This window comes from Desulfotignum balticum DSM 7044, from assembly GCF_000421285.1.
Taxonomy (GTDB): Bacteria; Desulfobacterota; Desulfobacteria; order Desulfobacterales; family Desulfobacteraceae; genus Desulfotignum; species Desulfotignum balticum.
The window spans coordinates 1327745-1347701 of the sequence record NZ_ATWO01000001.1 but is presented as its reverse complement, the minus strand read 5'-3'; the positions used below and the strand labels follow the sequence as shown (position 1 = coordinate 1347701).

At 54.9% G+C, this 19957-nt stretch carries 21 protein-coding genes; 17 read left to right on the top strand and 4 right to left on the bottom strand.

Annotation, left to right across the window (positions count from 1 at the left end; all coding sequences use genetic code 11):
- Positions 1-54: 54 nt before the first annotated feature.
- The 13 genes from K365_RS0106835 (at position 55) to K365_RS0106770 (ending at position 11779) form a co-directional block, all read left to right on the top strand.
- The gene (locus K365_RS0106835; RefSeq protein WP_024333998.1) at positions 55-885 is read left to right on the top strand and encodes a universal stress protein; all 831 of its coding nucleotides are present in this window, start codon (positions 55-57) and stop codon (positions 883-885) included.
- 2 nt (positions 886-887) lie between these two features.
- Positions 888-3179: a hydrogen gas-evolving membrane-bound hydrogenase subunit E gene (gene mbhE / locus K365_RS0106830; RefSeq protein ID WP_024333997.1), complete on the top strand. Its 2292-nt coding sequence runs from the start codon at positions 888-890 to the stop codon at positions 3177-3179.
- On the top strand, positions 3176-3574 hold the full coding sequence (locus K365_RS0106825) for an MnhB domain-containing protein (RefSeq protein WP_024333996.1): 399 nt from the start codon (positions 3176-3178) through the stop codon (positions 3572-3574). Before mbhE ends, K365_RS0106825 begins: the two co-directional genes overlap by 4 nt.
- Before the next feature lie 2 nt (positions 3575-3576).
- Positions 3577-3972, top strand: a complete 396-nt coding sequence (locus tag K365_RS0106820; protein WP_024333995.1) for an NADH-quinone oxidoreductase subunit K — start codon at positions 3577-3579, stop codon at positions 3970-3972.
- A complete protein-coding gene (locus K365_RS0106815) occupies positions 3969-5459 on the top strand; it encodes a proton-conducting transporter transmembrane domain-containing protein (protein WP_024333994.1) in 1491 nt (496 codons plus the stop codon). The genes K365_RS0106820 and K365_RS0106815 overlap by 4 nt, the downstream gene beginning before the upstream one ends.
- Complete coding sequence (locus tag K365_RS0106810) at positions 5459-5932, top strand: Na+/H+ antiporter subunit E (protein WP_024333993.1); 474 nt, start codon at positions 5459-5461, stop codon at positions 5930-5932. Before K365_RS0106815 ends, K365_RS0106810 begins: the two co-directional genes overlap by 1 nt.
- Positions 5932-6279 carry an MrpF/PhaF family protein gene (locus K365_RS0106805; RefSeq protein WP_024333992.1) on the top strand — a complete coding sequence of 116 codons (348 nt, stop codon included), beginning with the start codon at positions 5932-5934 and terminating at the stop codon, positions 6277-6279. The genes K365_RS0106810 and K365_RS0106805 overlap by 1 nt, the downstream gene beginning before the upstream one ends.
- A complete protein-coding gene (mnhG, locus tag K365_RS0106800) occupies positions 6276-6605 on the top strand; it encodes a monovalent cation/H(+) antiporter subunit G (protein WP_024333991.1) in 330 nt (109 codons plus the stop codon). The genes K365_RS0106805 and mnhG overlap by 4 nt, the downstream gene beginning before the upstream one ends.
- Positions 6606-6858: 253 nt before the next feature.
- Positions 6859-7980, top strand: a complete 1122-nt coding sequence (locus K365_RS0106790; protein WP_024333990.1) for a sodium ion-translocating decarboxylase subunit beta — start codon at positions 6859-6861, stop codon at positions 7978-7980.
- Positions 7981-8069: 89 nt separating this feature from the next.
- Positions 8070-8285: an acyl-CoA carboxylase biotin carboxyl carrier protein subunit gene (locus K365_RS0106785; protein WP_006965955.1), complete on the top strand. Its 216-nt coding sequence runs from the start codon at positions 8070-8072 to the stop codon at positions 8283-8285.
- Between the two features lie 203 nt (positions 8286-8488).
- Positions 8489-9175 (top strand): PTS sugar transporter subunit IIA, encoded by a 687-nt coding sequence (locus K365_RS0106780; RefSeq protein ID WP_029724990.1) that lies wholly within the window; start codon positions 8489-8491, stop codon positions 9173-9175.
- Between the two features lie 23 nt (positions 9176-9198).
- A complete protein-coding gene (locus K365_RS0106775) occupies positions 9199-10926 on the top strand; it encodes a chloride channel protein (protein ID WP_024333988.1) in 1728 nt (575 codons plus the stop codon).
- Positions 10927-10945: 19 nt separating this feature from the next.
- A complete protein-coding gene (locus K365_RS0106770; RefSeq protein WP_024333987.1) occupies positions 10946-11779 on the top strand; it encodes a hypothetical protein in 834 nt (277 codons plus the stop codon).
- A gap of 24 nt (positions 11780-11803) precedes the next feature.
- On the opposite strand, the gene K365_RS0106765 is transcribed toward K365_RS0106770, so the two are convergent.
- Positions 11804-12073: a hypothetical protein gene (locus K365_RS0106765; RefSeq protein WP_024333986.1), complete on the bottom strand. Its 270-nt coding sequence runs from the start codon at positions 12071-12073 to the stop codon at positions 11804-11806.
- 33 nt (positions 12074-12106) lie between these two features.
- Between K365_RS0106765 and K365_RS0106760 the strand changes: the two genes are divergently transcribed.
- Genes K365_RS0106760 through K365_RS0106745 form a run of 4 tightly spaced genes read left to right on the top strand, consistent with a single transcriptional unit; the run spans position 12107 to position 17743 of the window.
- On the top strand, positions 12107-13471 hold the full coding sequence (locus K365_RS0106760) for a KamA family radical SAM protein (RefSeq protein WP_024333985.1): 1365 nt from the start codon (positions 12107-12109) through the stop codon (positions 13469-13471).
- The gene (locus K365_RS0106755) at positions 13453-14484 is read left to right on the top strand and encodes a D-alanine--D-alanine ligase family protein (protein ID WP_281167765.1); all 1032 of its coding nucleotides are present in this window, start codon (positions 13453-13455) and stop codon (positions 14482-14484) included. Before K365_RS0106760 ends, K365_RS0106755 begins: the two co-directional genes overlap by 19 nt.
- The gene (locus tag K365_RS0106750; RefSeq protein ID WP_024333983.1) at positions 14481-15494 is read left to right on the top strand and encodes a D-alanine--D-alanine ligase family protein; all 1014 of its coding nucleotides are present in this window, start codon (positions 14481-14483) and stop codon (positions 15492-15494) included. The genes K365_RS0106755 and K365_RS0106750 overlap by 4 nt, the downstream gene beginning before the upstream one ends.
- Complete coding sequence (locus tag K365_RS0106745) at positions 15482-17743, top strand: GNAT family N-acetyltransferase (protein ID WP_024333982.1); 2262 nt, start codon at positions 15482-15484, stop codon at positions 17741-17743. Before K365_RS0106750 ends, K365_RS0106745 begins: the two co-directional genes overlap by 13 nt.
- On the opposite strand, the gene K365_RS0106740 is transcribed toward K365_RS0106745, so the two are convergent.
- The 3 genes from K365_RS0106740 to K365_RS0106730 all read right to left on the bottom strand — a co-directional run bounded on the left by K365_RS0106740 (position 17732) and on the right by K365_RS0106730 (position 19941).
- Positions 17732-17986: a GIY-YIG nuclease family protein gene (locus tag K365_RS0106740; RefSeq protein ID WP_024333981.1), complete on the bottom strand. Its 255-nt coding sequence runs from the start codon at positions 17984-17986 to the stop codon at positions 17732-17734. The two genes, K365_RS0106745 and K365_RS0106740, sit on opposite strands and share 12 nt — an antisense overlap.
- A 1-nt stretch (position 17987) precedes the next feature.
- Positions 17988-18512 carry a Y-family DNA polymerase gene (locus K365_RS27190; RefSeq protein ID WP_084489780.1) on the bottom strand — a complete coding sequence of 175 codons (525 nt, stop codon included), beginning with the start codon at positions 18510-18512 and terminating at the stop codon, positions 17988-17990.
- A gap of 292 nt (positions 18513-18804) precedes the next feature.
- On the bottom strand, positions 18805-19941 hold the full coding sequence (locus K365_RS0106730) for a hybrid sensor histidine kinase/response regulator (protein WP_024333979.1): 1137 nt from the start codon (positions 19939-19941) through the stop codon (positions 18805-18807).
- Between the last annotated feature and the right edge of the window lie 16 nt (positions 19942-19957).

The following is a 19957-nucleotide window of genomic DNA, read 5'->3' as shown; positions in this document are numbered from 1 at the left end:
GTCCCATGGCTTAAAATGGGCACAGGGACAATTTACAAAAGGAGACCATGACCGATGATCAAACGAATTCTTGTGGGACTCGGCGGCACCCCGTTCACCGCAGCCGCCACCCAGTGGGCCACGGAGCTGGGAGACCTTCACCAGGCACAACTGACCGGTGTCACCATCGTCAATACCAAAAAACTGGAGAAGGTAGGTCCGGTTCCGGCCGGTGCCGCCGCCTATGCCCAGCGCATGCGCGAAAACAACGTCCAGGTGACCAAAGAAGGCACGGAAAAAGCCATTGCCCTTTTCAAGGAACACTGCGGCAAACAAGCAGTGGTGTGCCGCCGCATCAAATATGAAGAAGGTGACACATTCGAGGCCATGATCGATGAAGACCGGTTCAACGATCTGACCATTTTCGGCCTGCGCAGTATTTTTGAGTACGGGTTTGTGGAAGACCCGGACAAGGCCATCCTCAAGCTGCTGCGCCACGGGGTTCGGCCCATTCTGGCCGTGGCGGAAAAATACCGGCCCGTCAAAACCGTGGTGATTGCGTTGAGCGGATCCATGGAATCGGCCAGAGCCACACGGGATTATTTACAGTTAAATCCATGGCCCGGCGCTGAAATCCGGCTGGTCCATTTCACGCACCGCAAAAAACCGGAACCGTTTCTGCTGGAAAAAGCCGCAGACTACTGCCAGGCCCACGGATTTGAAGTCCATACGGACCTGATGGACGGGAACCCCAAAACCGATCTCCTGGCCTATGCCCATGAACACAATGCCGATCTCATCGTCATGGGCAACAGCTCCCGGAACATCATCAAACGAAGTCTGCTGGGCGACACGGTTCTGGAAACCATCCATTCAGCGGATATTCCTTTGTTTCTGTCCCAGTAGACATGCGGATCACACCGCCTGACACCGAGGCTGTCCCGGATTGCTGCCGGAAAGGGCTATATTCCTGCCTGCTGCCGTCAGGCCTTTTTGCGCTGTTGTGCCTGGCCTGGCCCGGGGTGGTGAACGGGGATGTTTTCACGGTTCAATGGGCCTGGGTGCCCAGCCTGGATCTGAACCTGGCGTTCCGACTGGACGGGTTGAGCCTGCTGTTCGGTCTGATCATCACCATGACCGGATTTTTCGTCACCATCTATGCCTCCAGTTACATGGCCGGCCATCCTCAAAATGGCCGGTTTTTTGTGTTTCTGCACGCATTCATGATCGCCATGCTGGGCATTGTATTTGCCGACAACCTGCTGCTGATGTTCATCTGTTGGGAAGCCACCACGATTCTGTCGTTTCTGCTCATCGGATTTGACCACGAAAAATCGGATGCCCGGGAAAACGCCCGCCAGGCCCTGCTGGTGACCGGGGCCGGGGGCCTGTTCCTGCTGATGGGGATTCTGCTGCTCAAATCCGCCGGCTTTTCCATGACATTGAGTGCCTTAAGCGAATCCGCGGATGGGATCCAGAATCATGCCCTGTATCCGGCGGTTTTCATCTGTTTTATGGTGGGGGCCATGACCAAATCCGGGCAGGTGCCGTTTCATTTCTGGCTGCCCAACGCCATGAGCGCGCCGACCCCCATCAGTGCGTTTCTCCATGCCGCCACCATGGTCAAGGCCGGCATTTACCTGCTCATGCGCCTGCATCCGGTCATGGGCGGCACGCCTTTGTGGATGAGCACCCTGGTGCTGGTGGGCGGGGCCACTGCCCTGTGGGGAGCGATCCAGGCCCTGGGTCCCTGTGATCTGAAACGCATCCTGGCCTACACCACGCTCATGGCTTTGGGGGTTCTCACCCTGTTTCTTGGCGGGCAGACCGTGCTGTCTTTAACGGCGGCCACCACGTTTCTCATGGTCCATGCTTTGTACAAGGCGGCCCTGTTTCTGGCGGTGGGCAGTATCGATCACCAGACCGGGACCCGGGATCTGAATGATCTGGGGGGACTGGTGACCCGCATGCCTTTGACGGCCCTGGCCGTGGCCGGGGCCACGTTATCCATGGCCGGATTCCCTTTGTTTTTCGGATTTATCGGCAAGGAAATCATGTATGCCGGCGCCCTGGCCGAAGATATGTTTCCTTTGTTTGCCGCAGGCATCACCCTGTCAGCCAATGCCTTGATGACGGCTGTTGCCGCCATCATTCTGATCACCCCGTTTGCCGGCGTGTTGCCGGCGCACCTGAAAAACACCTGGGAAACCCCCTGGACCATGCGGATCGGGCCGGCATTCATGGGGCTTCTGGGGGTGGTATTCGGGATCATGCCTGAATGGGTGTCAGAAAACCTGATCCAGCCGGCCGTGTTCGCGTTTCATCCGGACAGAGAAGAGATCCGGCTGTTTCTGTTCCACGGCATCAATCTGCCCCTGGTTTTAAGTATCATCACCCTGACATCCGGCGCTGTGATCTACCGGCAGAAAATTCGCTTGCGCCGGGGGATCCGTTTTCTCATAGATCATCTGTGGGTGACCACGCCGGAGCTTTACCAGTCCGGACTGACCCGGTTTCTCACCACAGCGGCCACCGTGACCCGGATCCTCCAGAACGGGTCTTTAACCACTTATATGTCGGTCATTGTGTTCACCCTGGTGCTTTTGACAGGCAGTGTCTGGCTGCCCCATGTTGCTGACATTGCCTCCATACCTGCTGTTACCGGCCCATACATTGCCATGGGCCTGTTTGTTTTTGTTCTGGGGGCTGCTGCTGTGGTGGTGACGGCCCGGCACCGGCTGGCTGCCATCGGCGGGCTCGGCGGTGTGGGCGGGGGCGTGGCATTGATATTTCTGGTGTTCGGGGCCCCGGATATTGCGCTGACCCAGCTGCTGGTGGAAACATTGACCTTGATTTTTGTGTCCCTGATCCTGTTGCGCCTGCCCCCCATGGAACCCATCGTCAAACCCCGTGCCACTTTTCAGGCGCGCACCCTCAGAAACGCCATTTTATCCATAAGTGCGGGCCTGGTGGTCTTCACCCTGGTTTCAGGGGTTGTCAGCACGCCTCTGGACCGGAGTCTGACCGCGTTTTTTGAAACCCACAGCTATCTTTCAGCCCATGGCCGGAACATTGTCAACGTCATTCTGGTGGACTTCCGCAGTCTGGACACCTTAGGGGAAATCTGCGTAATCGTGCTGGCCGCCTGGGCCGGTGTCCACCTGATCCGCCGGCCGTTTGGCCAAAGGAAAGCCCCATGAAATCCGTGATCCTGAAAACCGCCACCCGCCTGATGATCGGATTAATGCTGGTATTTGCCGTGTATGTATTTCTGCGGGGCCACCATGAACCCGGCGGCGGATTTTCCGCCGCCCTTCTGGCCGGCACGGCGTTTTCCCTGCTGGCCATCACAAATGGGGCCGATCATGTCCGCAAAGCCATTCGAATCCGCCCGTCCGTCATGGCCCTGTCCGGCCTGGCTTTGGCCGCGGGTGCCGGACTGCCGGCACTTTTTTTTGGAAAACCCTTTCTGACGGGCATCTGGTGGCAGACAGAGACCTTTGCCGCGGGTACGCCGCTGCTCTTTGATTCAGGGGTTTTTCTGGCCGTGCTCGGGGCGATTCTGTCCATTCTGCTGGCCCTGGAGGAGAACTGAAAATGGAACATCTTCTGGCTTTGACCGTGGGAATCCTGTTCAGCGGTGCGTTGTTTCTGATGCTTTCCGGCGAACTGGTGCGGTTTGTTTTCGGATTTGTCCTCATGGGCAACGCCGTCAACCTGCTGATCTTCGCGGCAGGCCGACTCTCTTTCGTGGCCCCGCCTTTGATCGGAAAAACCGGGACGGCCCCGGCAGGGCCTGTGGCCAACGCCCTGCCCCAGGCCCTGATCCTGACAGCCATTGTCATCAGTTTTGCCATGACCCTTTTTCTGCTGATCCTGCTGTACCGCACCTACGCCCAAACCCGGACCCTGAATACCCGTCAAGCAGATTTTCTGTCTGAATCCGCCGGGGATGACACCGGTTCTGATACGCCGGAAAAGGATCATTCATGACCCAGGTGCTGATTTTTCCCATCCTGGTGCCCCTGGCCTTTGCCGTTTTCACATGGTGTTTCAGACATCATCCCAGCCATAGCAGCATTGCAGCCATTGCCGGGGCCCTGATTCATCTGGCCAGTGCCGGGTGGCTGCTGTCTGTGGTCACAACCCAAGGCGTAGTTGTCCTCTGGGTGGGCAGCTGGCCTTCCCCCGCCGGCATCTGTCTGGTGGCGGATCTGCTGAGCGCTGTGCTGGTGCTGGTCACAGCCTTCCTTCACGTGGCCGTGATGATCTATACCCGCTTTGACACCACCCATGAACAGATCCGGTCCGGGTTTCACCCGTTCATGCAGATGCTGACCGCCGCCATTTGCGGCGCGTTTCTCACAGGGGACCTGTTCAATCTGTATGTGTGGTTTGAAGTGATGCTCATGGCCTCCTTCGGCATCATGGTCATGGACCATCCCGCAGCCAGACTTCCCAATGCCGTCAAATATGTGACCCTGAACATCGTTGCCACCCTGTTTCTTTTGACCGGCATCGGCCTGGTCTACGGGCTGACCGGCACCCTGAATCTGGCGGATCTGCATGAAAAAATTGTGCTGGTGGAAAATGACGGGCTTCTGGCCGGCACATCTCTGCTTTTAATGACGGCATTCGGTATTAAATCCGCCCTGTTTCCTTTATTTTTCTGGCTGCCCGCGGCATACCATACCCTGCCGCCGGGGGTGGCCGCTTTTTTCGGCGGCCTGCTCACCAAGGTGGGGGTGTATGCCCTGATCCGCCTGTTCACCCTGGTATTTGTCACACACCCCCATATCACCCATACGATTCTGATGATTGCGGCCGGGCTCACCATGCTGTCCGGTGTGGTGACCGCCGCCTCCCAGATGGACATCCGCCGGATCCTGTCGTTTCATATCATCAGTCAGGTGGGATACATGGTTCTGGGGCTGGCCGTGTTCACGCCCCTGGCCCTGGCCGCGGCTTTCATCTATATGGTGCACAACATCATTGCCAAAGCCACTCTGTTTCTGGTGGGCGGGCTGATCCAACGGGCCGGCGGTTCATTTCACCTGACACAGATCGGCAGCCTGTACAAAACCCATGGTCTTCTGTCAGCGGGATTTTTCATCCCCGCATTTGCCTTGGCCGGGTTCCCGCCTTTATCCGGGTTCTGGGCCAAGTTGCTGATCATCTATGCCTGTCTTGAAAGCCGCCACTACGGTGCCGCGGCCCTGGCCGCATTTGTGGGCCTGCTCACCCTGTTCTCCATGGTCAAGATCTGGATGGAAGCATTCTGGAAACCCGCACCTCAAAATCAGACCGCTTCTGAAACCCGCACCTTGCCGCCCTGGATGATGGGGCCCGTGCTGGGGTTATGCCTGATGATCGTACTCATGGGCATTTTCATTGAACCGGTTTTTCACCTGGCCCTGACAGCCGGCGAACAATTGGTTGATCCTGCGGCCTATGTGGCGGCAGTGACAGGAGGAAAATAATGCCGCTGCTGATACTCAACCTCTTTTTTGCCGCCGTGTTTACCCTGCTTTTGGGCAGCACCCGCATCAGTGCATTCATTGCCGGTTTTTTCATCGGATATATCATCTTATGGGTATCCAGCCCGCTGTATCCGGATACCCGGTATCTCAGAAAACTGCCCAAAACAATCAATCTGGTCCTTTATTTTTTCAAGGAACTGGTGATTTCTTCTTTCCGGGTGACCTGGGATGTGATCACCCCTTCCCATATCAGCCGGCCGGGGATCATCGGGGTGCCGTTGTCGGCCCGCACCGACCTGGAGATTTTCCTGGTGTCCAATCTGCTGTCGCTGACACCGGGTACCTTGAGTGTGGATTTGTCCGAAGACAGACACACCCTGTTTGTCCATGTCATGTTTCTTGAAGATGTGGACAAAACCCGGCATGAAATCAAGAATGGACTGGAAAAACGCGTTCTGGAGGTGATGCGGTAATGATGAATTCACAAACATTTCTGTATGGGGCCGCCCAGACCGCCATGGTGATCCTGCTTGCCGGCATGGTACTGGTATTGTGGCGGCTGGTCAAGGGACCCACAGCTGCGGACCGGGTCGTTGCCATGGATCTGCTGTCCTTGCTGGTGGTCACGTTTCTGGTGTCCCTTTCCATTCACACAAAAGAAACCAGTTACCTGGATGTGGCCATTGCCTATGCGTGTATCGCTTTTCTGGGTACCATTGCCCTGGCCCGGTTCATTGAACGGGCACGGGGCCGAAAACCGGATGGACCCGACCCCGGCCATCCATTGACCCCGCCGTCTTCAAAAAAGAAACACCCATGACTGACTATTTTACAGCAATTCTCATGATTATCGGCAGCCTGTTCTGCCTGATCGCGGCGCTGGGTGTTTTCCGGTTTCCGGACACCCTGATCCGCATGCATGCCGTCACCAAAGCGGGATCGTTGGGCGCCGGCCTGATGATTCTGGCCCATGCGGTTTTCTTTCAAAGCCCGGGCATTTTTCTTCGTGCCGTGTTCATTATCGGTCTTTTACTGCTCACAGCCCCTGTTGCAGCCCACCTTATTGCACGGGCCTCCTATCGAAGCGGAATCCCGTTATCCGGACACACCTGGATCGATGAATTAAACGACCAAAATAATAGGTAGCTATATTGTAATCGTCAGTTGACAATTCACCGGGTTTGGATTAAGGTTGTCGGCAATTTCAGCGGCCGCTGTATAGTGGCTTTTTTTAAGACAAACTTAAGGAAAAAGGGGATCTGTGAGATGTCACCCGGAGGTATATTTGTTCAAGGTATAATCAGCGTATTTTTTGGTATGGCCCTTTTGTATCTGTCCATTAAAATCACGGCATTCGCGGTTGATTCGTTTGCGAAAAAAAACAAAGGAGCCGGGAAAGATGGGAAATAAGCTGATTTCACTATTAAATACCACAGGGTTTGTTCACCTGACACCGGGGATGATCGTCATGTGGATCATCGGCCTGGTGCTCATTTATCTGGCCATTAAAAAACAATATGAGCCCTTGCTGCTCCTGCCCATCGGCTTTGGTATTCTTTTGGTCAACCTGCCGTTGAGCGGCTTGATGGACGAAAATGTGGGATTGCTGTGGAAATTTTATCACTACGGCATCCACTGGGAGATTATTCCACCGCTGATTTTTCTGGGAATCGGGGCATTCACGGATTTCGGACCGCTGATGGCCAACCCGAGGCTGATTTTTCTGGGGGCCGGTGCCCAGGCCGGAGTCTATATCACTTTTTTCGTGTCCCATGCCATGGGATACGATATCATGGAGGCCGCCACCATCGGTATGATCGGCGGGGCTGACGGTCCCACGACCATATTTATTGCCTCCAAACTGGCGCCCCAGCTCATGGGGGCCTGTGCCGTGGCCGCCTATTCCTATATGGCCATGGTACCCATCATCCAGCCCCCCATCATGCGTTTGCTGACCACCAAAGCGGAACGCGCCATGCACATGGCCAAACCCCGGCCGGTAAGCAAAAGAGAAAAACTGCTGTTTCCCATCATTTCCACTTTTGTGATCATCCTGCTGATTCCGGCCTCCGCCCCATTGATCTCCATGCTCATGCTGGGCAACCTGTTCAGAGAATCCGGTGTGGTGGAACGGTTGAAAGGGGCGGCCCAGAATGAACTGATGAATATTGTCACCATTTTTCTGGGACTGCCCATCGGCGCCACCATGCACGCAGACATCTTTTTGCAGCCCAAGGTGCTGTTTATTTTCATTCTGGGTCTCATTGCGTTCATCCTGAGCACGGCCACAGGAATTCTTCTGGCCAAACTGATGAACCTGGTGTCAAAAGAAAAAATCAATCCCCTGCTGGGGGCCGCCGGTGTATCGGCCGTGCCCATGGCGGCGCGGGTCGTACACAAAGTCGGGACTGAAGCAGACAAAAAGAACTATCTGCTCATGTATGCCATGGGTCCCAATGTGGCCGGCGTGATCGGCACGGTGATCGCTGCAGGGATGTTCATTACCCTGCTCGGCGGCTGATACCCTGACACTTAGACAAATAATTTAGCGGTTGGCTTGTTGGCCACCCTGGTTTTAAAAACCAAACAAACACATAAAAGGAGAAAAAAATGGCAAGTGAAATAACAGCCCCATTACCGGGAAAAATCGTCAGAATGGACATTGAAGTCGGCTCATCCGTTGAAGAAGACATGGAAATTCTGGCCATCGAAGCCATGAAAATGGAAAACATTATATATGCCCCCTGCGACGGTACGATTGAAAAAATATTGAAAAAAGTGGGGGATGAAGTGGAAGAAGGAGATGTGATCGCCACGGTTGCGTAGCGTTCTTTCTTTTTGTCCTTTCATCATCTGATGCCTGCCGGCGCCCGGGTGCCGGCAGGCATTTTTTTATCATCTTGCTCTGCATACAATCATTTGATAATTCCCTGAAAAGTATTTTTGGTTGTCATTCATATCCGTTTGTTTTATAACACCTAAAAAAATGCATAAATTAAATAGCTTAGAATGAATGGGTGCAGTAATCCATGAAAAAAAATATGACATTGTCCGTTTTTGATCTGTCAACATATCTGGGGGTAAATCCGGATACGATTAAACGCTGGGTCAGACAGGGAAAACTGCCCGTGTTGCCCAAAGGGGCTGATTTGCGGTTTGAAAAAAAAGACCTTGAAAAATGGGCGGCCCTGCATAATATCCGTTTGAACCTCACCGATAAAAAATCGGCAGAAAAACAGAACCAGGATGATGTCCCTTTGTCACAAGCCTTACAAAACGGCGGTATCTATTTTGATATTCCGGGAAATAATGTTGTCTCGGTTCTTGAATCATGTGTCAAAAAAATTTTCCAGGTACCGGATGATTTTAAACCGGATCTTCTGGACCGTCTGGTTGAAAGGGAAAATGCCTTTTCAACCGGGGTGGGAAACGGGATGGCCATACCTCACCCCAGACAGCAGCTGTCATATTTGCCCGATCCCATGATAACCGTCAACTTTCTTGCCGATCCAGTGGATTACAATGCCCTGGATGGCCGCCCTGTGTCCATATTGTTTTGTATTTTGTGTCCGTCCTTGCAACACCATCTGCATCTGCTGTCTGCATTGTCTTTCTGCCTGAAGGATGCGGATTTTGTTGCATTCATAAAATCACGTCCGCAATTGGATGAACTGGTTGAACAGACCATGGTTCTCCAGAAAGCCAACCCCCTGTAAAACCGTTTAGAACAGATGCCCTGATGTCTTTGATAAAAAAATGGCAGTCCCGTTTTGCTCCCAGCTTGTCACATATGGATGACCGGCTGGTTTTAATCATTGCAGGAAGCATTGCCGGCATCTGCAGCGGCCTTGCTGCAGTGGCCCTTCGCCTGGCCCTTGAATCGGTCACAGAATGGCTGCATCCCTTTCGGCATTTCTGGTGGGCCTTTTTACTTCCGGCCATGGGTGCGCTGCTGTCAACTATTTATCTTGAAAAGATTACCCGGGAAGGCGCAGGACATGGGGTTCCTGAGGTCATTTATGCGGTGTCAAAACACGGGGGCCTGTTACGGCTGAGGTCCAGCTATTCCCGATTGATTTCCAGTTTTCTGACCATCGGCAGCGGGGGATCCGCCGGCCCTGAAGCACCCGTGGTCATGAGCGGGTCAGCCATCGGGTCCAATATCGCCAAATTATTACGGCTCAATGACCGGCAGCGCACCACCCTTGTGGGATGCGGCACAGCCGGTGCCATTGCAGGTATTTTCAACGCCCCCCTTGCCGGCCTTGTCTTTGCCATTGAGGTGGTTCTTGGAAAATGGGAGTTCAGCAATATCATTCCCATAGCCATTGCCGCCGTGGCAGGCGCGGAAGTCAGCCGGGCCATTATCCATGAACAGGTGCTTTTCAACCACCTGCCCTTTAATATGGGCACCGCTGATATCCTGCCCGGTATCTGCCTGGCACTTTTTGCAGGCTTGATATCGGTTTTTTTCACAAAAACGCTGAACACTTCGGGAAAATTTGCCAAAAAAAACCGATTTTCCTTCTGGATGCGGGCCATAATCGGCGGATCCGTCGTAGGGTGTATCGGATTGTTTTTCCCGGTTGTACTGGGAGAGGGATACCATTTCATACAATCCATGATTTCCGGCACCTTTTCAATGGGTATATTCCTCACTTTTGTGGCTGTTTTCGCCAAAATTTTTGCCACTGCCATCACCCTTGGCTGGGGAGGATCAGGCGGCATATTCGCCCCCTGCCTGCTCATCGGCAGCCTCACGGGCATTTTTTTCCATAAAATCGTATTTCTGCTGTTTGAAAATGCCGCCTGTGCCAGTGAAGGGGCATATGCGCTGCTGGGAATGACCGGGTTGATCAGCGGGGTGATGCAGGCACCCTTGACAGGTATTTTTCTGGTGTTGGAAATCACGGGCGGATATGAAACCATTTTACCGTTGATCGTCGTTTCTGCCATTTCATCCACCATGAGCCACTATATCGAACCGGCATCCTTTTATTTTAAAGAACTTATTAAAAGGGGACAATTTTTACGACCCGGCACGGATGCAAGAATTTTATCTGATTTGAACATCAGCGAACTTGTCTCAACCGAGTTCACCAACGTGTCTGAAAACATGATTTTCAGAGAATTCATCGAGATCATAAAAACATCGGATCAGTTCTTTTTTCCGGTGATTGATGAAAATACAGGTGCGTACAAAGGCATGATTGAAATCCGCAACATTCGCCGGTATGTCTTGAATCCAGGCATCTATGACATGGTTTTTCTGAATCAGATCATGGATACCGATGTGCTGACCGCTTCTCTGGAAAATGATTTGCAGGAAGTTCTGGAAATGATGGAAACAAATAATATGGAAAGCATCCCCGTGGTGGAACATGACACATTTATCGGAATGATTTCAAAAACACGGATTCTGGACCTGTACCGCAGGGAATTGATCATGCAGACCAGTGTCCGATAGCAAAAGCAAGGAGAAAACAATGAACTATAAACTGCTGCAGATTTTCAGAAATACCCCCTTTGGCCGGGAAACATTTCTGCAATCATTATATTTTTGTAAAACCATTCATGCGCATCCGGTGGTATATATCCCGGAAAGTGACAAATTTCTCATGTATTTTCCCAATGATGCCATTCAGATTGATCTGGACAGCTCCTATCTGGCATCACCCAAAACAGCAAAGCAGCATGCCAGTGAGCTTTTTGAAGAAATGGGGTTCAAACCCGCCTTTTTTGCACCCAGAAGTTTTACCGCCTCCACATTGCCGGATATTCCCATAAATTTTGATTATTTCTGCTGTCCACGGTCGGTCAGTGACCTGTCCTCAAAAATCGGCCTGGGCCATATCGGCCCGAAAGTCCGAAGGATTATCAAACAGGCGCCCTTTCCTGTTCTGCTCACCAGTCTGGTATTCAAACCCTGGAAAAGCATTGCCGTTTTTTTCGGCGGCTCCACCAATGCCCGCAAAGCCCTGCAAATGGGGTTGAAAATGGCCATGGTTTCCAAACTTCCCATGGATATCTATACCCTCAGGGAAAAAAAGAGCAAGGGTTACTACGAAAACATCATCAAAGAATCAGATCTGGCAGCGCCTGTCAGCCAGTTTCTGCGGAATTGGCATTATTATGAAAAATCTGAATTTGATGCCATGCTCTATGATGTTCCCCATGATGCACTGATGGTGCTGGGTGCTTATGGGCACGGGGTCATCAAGGACCTGCTTTTCGGCAGTAAAATGGAAAAAATTCAGTCGACTGTAACCAACAACCTTTTGATAACCGGGCCCCGGTGTGAACTGTCGCTGCTTCATTAGCCGCGGCATGGATAAGCAAGACGATCAACCAGGTTCAGGCATACCCGGTTTTTCAGACATATCAGGTCCTGACGGCTCTTTTTTTAGCCTGAAAACAAGACATAAAGATTCCTGCTGTGCTGTGTCCGGCATTGATTTCACCTCGAAGCGCACGAAGAACACGAAGAATTTCAAAAAGGAACACCCAACAAGCATCTGACTGAAGGATCCCAACATTCCCTCATATGACTCTTTATAAAAATTTTTTTCATCCGGGCACGATGGTTGCTCATGCTTCTGCTGAACACCAGTCATTCCACAACCTGAAATCCAGCATAAGGAGCCATCATGCACAAAGCAGAAGCACCCGCGGAAACGCTGATAATCGAAGATGACGAGCCTCCCAGCGGCAGGCTTGCCTTAGACACCCTGTACCCGGCCCCGCCGGCCGGGCAACCCTCCATTCAATTAACCCGCCCGGTATTCATCCTGCCGGCCAGAAAAAACACCTCCTCGCGTCACCCTAAGCTCAGCCCGGAAACCAAAGCGTTTCAAAAACAGTTTTTTCCCGGATCCACGGCCCGGGACTGGCACGACTGGCAGTGGCAGGTGCGTCACCGCATCCATACCTATGAACGGCTCCACCAGATCCTGCCCCTGGGGCCGGACGAGTTTCTGGCGGAACACGCCGTCCAGCTGCCCTTGAGCATCACCCCGTATTATGCCAGCCTGATTCCCAAAGATGTGCCGGATCATCCGTTGCGCCGATGTGTGGTGCCCACGGCCGGTGAATGGATCAAACTGCCCTGCGAGTCTGACGATCCGCTGGGAGAAGACCATCAGAGCCCGGTACCCGGGCTGGTGCACCGGTATCCGGACCGGGTGTTGTTCCTGCTCACCGATTTCTGCTCCACCTACTGCCGGTACTGCACCCGGTCCCGGGTGGTGGGCCATGGCGGAATCCGTGCCAGCCGGGCCCGGTGGGAAAAGGCCATTGCCTATATTGCCGCCAACCCAAGTGTCCGGGATGTGCTGCTGTCGGGCGGGGACCCTTTGACCCTGAGCGATGACCGCCTGGAATGGGTATTGTCCAAGCTGCGGCAGATTCCCCATGTGGAAATCATCCGCATCGGCACCAAGGTGCCGGCCGTGCTGCCCCAGCGCATCACCCCGAAACTGGTCAAGATGCTCAAAAAATATCACCCGTTGTGGCTGAGCCTGCATTTTACCCACCCGGACGAATGCACGCCGGAAACGGCCAGCGCCTGCGCCCTGCTGGCGGACGCCGGGATCCCTTTAGGCTCCCAGACCGTGCTGCTAAAAAAAATCAATGACACTGTCCCGGTCATGACGCAGTTGATGCACGAACTTATGAAAATGCGGGTCCGGCCCTATTACCTGTACCAGTGCGACCCCATCACCGGGTCCGGTCACTTCAGGACCGCCATTGCCAAAGGCCTTGAGATCATCAAGGGCATGAGAGGATTCACCACGGGGTATGCCGTGCCCACCTATGTGGTGGATGCCCCGGGCGGCGGCGGCAAGATCCCGCTGATGCCCGAGTATGTGAGCGGCCGGGCCGGTGATGACCTGGTACTGACCAATTATGAAAACCGACCCTTTACCTATCCCGACCCGGACCTGGAAACCCACCCGGCCGTGTCGGCCACAGAAGCCGGCAGCATGGCCGCATCATGGGAGAACAGACAATGATCATCGGATTGACCTATGACCTGCGCCAGGATTACCTGGACAGGGGATACACAGAACTGGAAACTGCTGAATTTGATTCCGTGGAAACCATCGCGGCCATTGAACAGGCCCTGTGTGATTTGGGGCACACCCCCGTGCGCATCGGCAATGCCCGGCAGCTCATTGAATGCCTGGTGAAAGGCGAACGCTGGGACCTGGTGTTCAACATTGCCGAAGGCCTGCACGGCATGGGCAGAGAAGCCCAAGTGCCGGCCATCCTGGACCTGTACCAGATTCCTTATACCTTTTCAGATCCTTTGGTCATGTCTTTGACCCTGCACAAGGCCCTGACCAAGCGGGTGATGCGGGATGCAGGACTTTCCACGGGGCAGTTTTTCCTGGCCGCGGCCCCGGAAGATGCCGGCAGGGTGCCCTTTGCCCCCCCGTATTTTGTCAAACCCGTGGCCCAGGGCACGGGCATGGGCATCACCACCGATTCCGTGGTCCGGGACAAAAAAAACCTCCCCCGTGTCTGCCGGGCGTTGATGGAGCAGTTCGGCCAGCCGGTGCTCATCGAACAGTTTTTGAGCGGCCGGGAATTCACCACCGGCCTGGTGGGTACGGGCGCCTTTGCAAAAGTGATGGGCACCATGGAGATCATTGTGCTGGCTGATCCGGGAAAGGATGTCTATTCTTTTGAAAACAAGGAAGGATGGAAAGGCCGGGTCCAGTACCTGCCTTTATCGCCGGATGTGGACCCGGTGATCCGGGATGTGGAAGCCCTTGCCCTGGCCGCCTGGCAGATGCTGGAATGCCGGGATGGGGGACGTATCGACATCCGGTGTGATGCAAAAGGCACCCCCTGCTTTATCGAAGTGAACCCCCTGGCCGGGCTGCGGCCCCATTATTCCGACCTGCCCATGGTGTGTGAATTTTTTGGGACATCCTATGTCCGACTCATCGAAATGATCCTGGCATCCGCCATGGAGCGGGTGCAAGACCGTATGCAAGCGCCCTGTCCGGAGACGGCATGAACCGCTCCATTGCCGTTGTGCACAATGCTGTGACAGACCCGGCCGGACCGGACGAGGCAGATGTCCTGGTCCAGGTGGCTGCGGTATCCGAGGCCCTGAACAGCCTGGGATACGATCCCATACCGGTGCCATGCACCCTTGACCTGGCCGCTTTAAAGCAGGCCCTTGAAAAAATCCGGCCCCTGGGGGTGTTCAACCTGGTGGAATCCCTGGAAAACCGCGGCAGCCTGATCCATGTGGTACCGGCCCTGCTGGATACCATGACCGTCCCCTATACCGGATGCCCGGCTGCTGCCGTGTACGCCACCTCCCACAAGGTGATGGCCAAGGAGCGCCTTTGCCTGGCCGGCCTGCCCACCCCTGCCTGGATCAACCCCTTTCCTGCGGACATGCCCTGGCAGGGGGGCATGGACCCGGGGGATGATCCCGGCTCCCTGTGGATCATCAAATCGGTATGGGAACACGGATCTCTGGGACTGGAGACGGAAAACCTGGTGACCGGCACGGCAAAGACCGTGACCCGGATGCTGAAAGAGCGGGCCCCCGGCCTGGGCGGTGCCTGTTTTGCCGAAGCGTTCATTTTTGGACGGGAATTCAATCTCTCCCTGCTGGCCACACGGTCCGGGGTGACTGTGCTGCCGCCTGCGGAAATCCTTTTTCCGGACACCCCGGCAGGCCGGCCCGGCATGGTGGGGTTTCGGGCCAAATGGCACGAAAATTCAGAAGAATACCGCAACACCCCCCGGCAGTTTGATTTCGCCCCTTCAGATACGCCCCTGTTAAAGGAACTGGAAACCCTGGCCCGCCGCTGCTGGCACCTGTTCCACCTGGCCGGCTACGCCCGGGTGGATTTCCGGGTGGATCCGGATGGCCGCCCGTTTGTCCTGGAGATCAACACCAACCCCTGCCTGTCTCCGGATGCCGGATTTGCCGCAGCCCTGAAACAGGCAGATATCTCATATATTGACGGCATTCACCGGATTGTGACCACCCGATTATGTTCAGAATAAGACGTATCTTTGACGATGCCATCCCGGTGAACCAGGATGCGATCCGCCAGGTCAAAGCCATCATCCAGAAACGGTTCCCGGCCGTGTCGGAACAGGAGATCGCACACCTGGGAGACAAATTGCGCAACCCGTTCACCCTGCGGTTCCGGCCCATTCTGTTTGTGGCGGAAAACATGCGGCACAAGGTGCTGGGGTTTGCCATGGTCCTGCATGAGCCGGACATCAATTTCTGTTTTCTGGACTGGATCGCCACCGCAAAGGACACACTGCGGGGCGGGCTGGGTAGTGCCCTGTACGAGCGGGTCAGAACCGAATGTGCTGCCCTGAAGGTCAGCGGGCTGTTTTTTGAATGCCTGCCTGACACCCCGGGAGAATGCGAACCCGGCCTGATAAAGGACAACATCGCCCGGCTGCGGTTCTATGAGCGGTACGGGGCCCGGCCCATTATCAACACCGGGTATGAAGCACCGGTGAACCCGGAAGACACCTGCATGCCGCATCTGGTATATGACGACCTGGGAAAGGACACTCCCCTGGCACGGTCCCACACAAAAAAAGTGGTGCGGGCCATCCTGGAGCGCAAATACAAAGACCTGTGCCCGGCTAAATACGTGGAACAGGTGGTGGCCTCCATCCGGGACAACCCGGTGAAACTTAGGCCCTTTTGCCATGGACGGCCCCACAAAACCCGCCGGGCCGTCCATGACCGGTTTTCAGAAAAAATCGTTCTGGTGGTGAACCAGGACCATGAGATCCACCATATCCATGAACGCGGGTATGTGGAATCCCCGGTGCGCATCACAAGGATCCTGTCCCACCTGGAAAAAAGCGGCCTGTTCGAAACCCTGGAAACACAGCCCTTCCCCGACATCCATATCCACGGGGTCCATGACGCGGATTTTATCGAATACCTGGCCCGGGCCTGTGAAGAGGTGCCGGCAGACAAATCCCTTTACCCCTATGTGTTTCCCATCAGAAACAAGACCCGCCCCCCAAAAGAATCCACGGTCCTGCCGGGATACTACTGCATCGACACCTTCACCCCCATCCACCGCAATGCCTATCCTGCGGCCCGCGCCGGGGTAAATGCCGCGCTCACGGCAGCGGATGCGCTGCTGGCGGGCCGGCGCATCGCCTACGCCCTGGTGCGCCCCCCGGGGCACCATGCGGAACAAAGGTCCTTTGGCGGATTCTGCTATTTCAACAACGCGGCCATTGCGGCCAGGTATCTGCGGGAACAGGGCCGGGTGGCCATCCTGGACATCGACTACCACCACGGCAACGGGCAGCAGGATATCTTCTATCACCGCTCCGATATCCTCACCGTGTCCATCCACGGCCATCCTGAATTTGCCTATCCCTATTTCACCGGATTTGAAGATGAAACAGGCACAGGCGAAGGCGAGGGATTCAACTGCAACCTGCCCCTGGCAGAAACCGTTGACGGCAGAACCTTCCGCAACGCCCTGATGCAGGCTCTGGCAAAGGTTGCTGCATTTGAACCGGATTTTCTGGTGGTCTGCCTGGGCCTGGACACGGCCCGAAACGATCCCACCGGCACCTGGTCCCTGACGCCCAAAGATTTTTACAAGAACGGCCAGATGATCGGAACCATCGGCCTGCCCCTGCTGGTGGTTCAGGAAGGCGGATACAACACCCGGAACTTAGGGCTCAATGCCCGGCACTTTTTCGAGGGCCTGGCCCAGGCCGTGTTCACCCCGACCCGGGACAGAACCCTGACACAATCTCCCCCCAAAGGCATTCAGTTCCGGTATGCCCCCATGCCCGAAGATGTGGAAAAGATCCGGCACCTGGTGGCCGCCACAGGATTTTTCAGAGAGGATGAAGTGGAGATCGCGGCCCAGCTGGTGGCAGAACGCCTGGAAAAAGGCCTGGCCAGCGGATATTATTTTGTTATGGCTGTCCGGAACGGCGGCAGGCTTGCCGGCTATGGCTGCTACGGCCCCATCCCCTGCACCCTGGCCGGGTATGATATTTACTGGATCGCCGTGGCCCCTGAATTTCAGGGGAAAGGCCTGGGCCAGGCCATTCTGGCAAAAATGGAGCAGCTGATCACAGAAGCCAAGGGGCACACCATCTATGTGGAAACCGCATCACAGCAGAAATACGCCCCGACCCGTGCCTTTTACGAACGCTGCGGATACACGGCAACCGCCACCCTGCCAGATTTCTACAGCCCCGGAGATGCCAAAATCATTTACAGCAAGCCAGTGCCGTTATCCGTGTAATTTTTTCAACGCAGTGATCTTTTGGCTGGCCGGCAGCTGTTTGATTTGGTATTCCAGCTTGAAGGCCGCTGATTTTTCCAGGTTTTCCCGGACCGCTGCCAGGGTCACGGGCCGCCGGGAACGGGTATATCGAGAGGCGGTCCCCTGGTTGTGCTTCACCAGACGGGCTTCCAGATCCGTGGTGACCCCGCAGTACAGGGATTGATCCGCACATTCCAGTAAATAGACCGACCAGACCGCCATCTCAGGGTCCCACTGTCAGCAGCTGGTGCCAGTCCGTGGTATAGGCAAAGGAGCGATGATTGAACGCGGTTTCCCAGGATCTGTCCCTGGCGACACCTGTGGCCGGATAGGTGACGGTGTTGGCCCCCATCTTTTGGTTGATGACATCCACATCTTCCACCGGGGTCATCTCCAGGGCCCGGTCCTGGAACCGCGGAGCTGTCAGGTCCAGGACCCCGGCGGCTTTTTTCGATTTTTTGGCGATCCCGGCCGCCACCTTGGCCAGGGTTTTGGAAGAAGCCATGCCGATGCTCACCGGAATGCCGGTGTATTGTTTGACCGTGTGCCGGATTTTGAAAACCGGCACCCCCATGGTGATGCCCAGGGCTTTGGCCTCGTTGGAACGGGCCACGGCACACCCGTCATTGTTGGATAAAACAATCACGGGCCGGTGTTCCAGTCCGGGGTTGAACATTCGCTCACAGGACACATAAAAATTGTTGCAGTCCACCAGGGCAAATACCGGCATGTGTTTTTTTTTCATCATACCTTGTGGATCACATTGGTCACCACCCCCCAGATCCCGAACGCCATATCCGGGGTGTACAAAGTATTCATGGTTCTCTTTTGTGGTGGCCCTGGCGGGCGGTTATGATTTATTACCTTTCTATCATCTCCATGTGCACCGGGTCAACTCCGGCCATATGACATATGAAAAGATTGATGGCGGCCCCCACGGTAAGTACTGTCAAATATGATTGAATCCCTTATCCCTCAGAAAGGCTTCCGGCGCACGGGGGCCGATCTGAATCACTACCGGCGAGGCATAGGCCCGGCCCTTAGGGATGCGGCAGAGTAAACCAGAAAGTGCTGCCTTTTCCCACCTCGCTTTTCACACCGATCTCTCCTCCCTGGGCTTCCATGGCCAGTTTACAAAAGGCCAGTCCCAGACCGGTGGAATGGCCGGCATCATCTTGTCCGGCGGGCGCCTGGCTGAATTTTTCAAAAACATGGCCCTGATGTTCCGGTGCAATTCCGGGGCCGTTGTCCGTGACCATTATTTTTATGGCGGTTTCCGCTGAAACGGCAGAAATCCGGACCCGGGCCTCTTTGCCGGCAAAATTGAATGCATTGACCAACAGATTTTCAAGGATCCGGCGGGTGATTTCTTCATCAAACAAAGCGGTCATTTTCTCTTCCGGCGGATGCCAGACAACTGCTGCATCGTCGTCTGCCAGCACACCCAGTGCCGTCACCACCCGGGATATCAGTTCACCGGCATCACCCGGCTGAATGTTCAACGGCATCTGACAGGCCTCCAGCCGGCTGATGTCCAGCAGGGTGGAAATCATTTTCTGCAATGTACTGCACAGATCGAGAATGGTTTGTGCATCTTGCGCCGGTCTGTCATGGCCGGCCCCCTCCAGGTCCGACAGGATCATCCGGGCATAGCCGGTCACCGCCAGCAGCGGCGAACGCATGTCATGGGCCACCATGTGCACCAGGTTGTCCCGCAGCGTTTCCAGTTCACGGAGCCGACCGAAACTTTCCTGAAGCTGCTGTTTCTGGGTTTCAATCTGAACCTGCTGCTGACGGATGCGCAGGTGGGTTCTTATTCTTGCCAGGACTTCCCCGGCATTGAAGGGCTTGGTCACATAATCCACCCCCCCTTCGGCCAGGGCCCTGACCTTGTTTGAGGTATCGTTCAGGGCACTGATGAATATCACCGGAATCCGGTTCAGCCGATCATCCGCCTTCAAGTGTCGGCAGACATCAAATCCGTCCATCTCCGGCATCATGATATCCAGAAGGATCACATCCGGCATCACTTTTGCCAGTGCCCTCAGAGCTGCCGGACCGCTGGAAAACATCAAAACCCGGTACCCTTCGTTACTGACGATTTCCTGGAACAACCTCAGGTTGAGGGGCTGATCATCCACGATCATGATGACCGGTTTCCGGTGTTCACAGTTCATGAATCCATCCTTACAA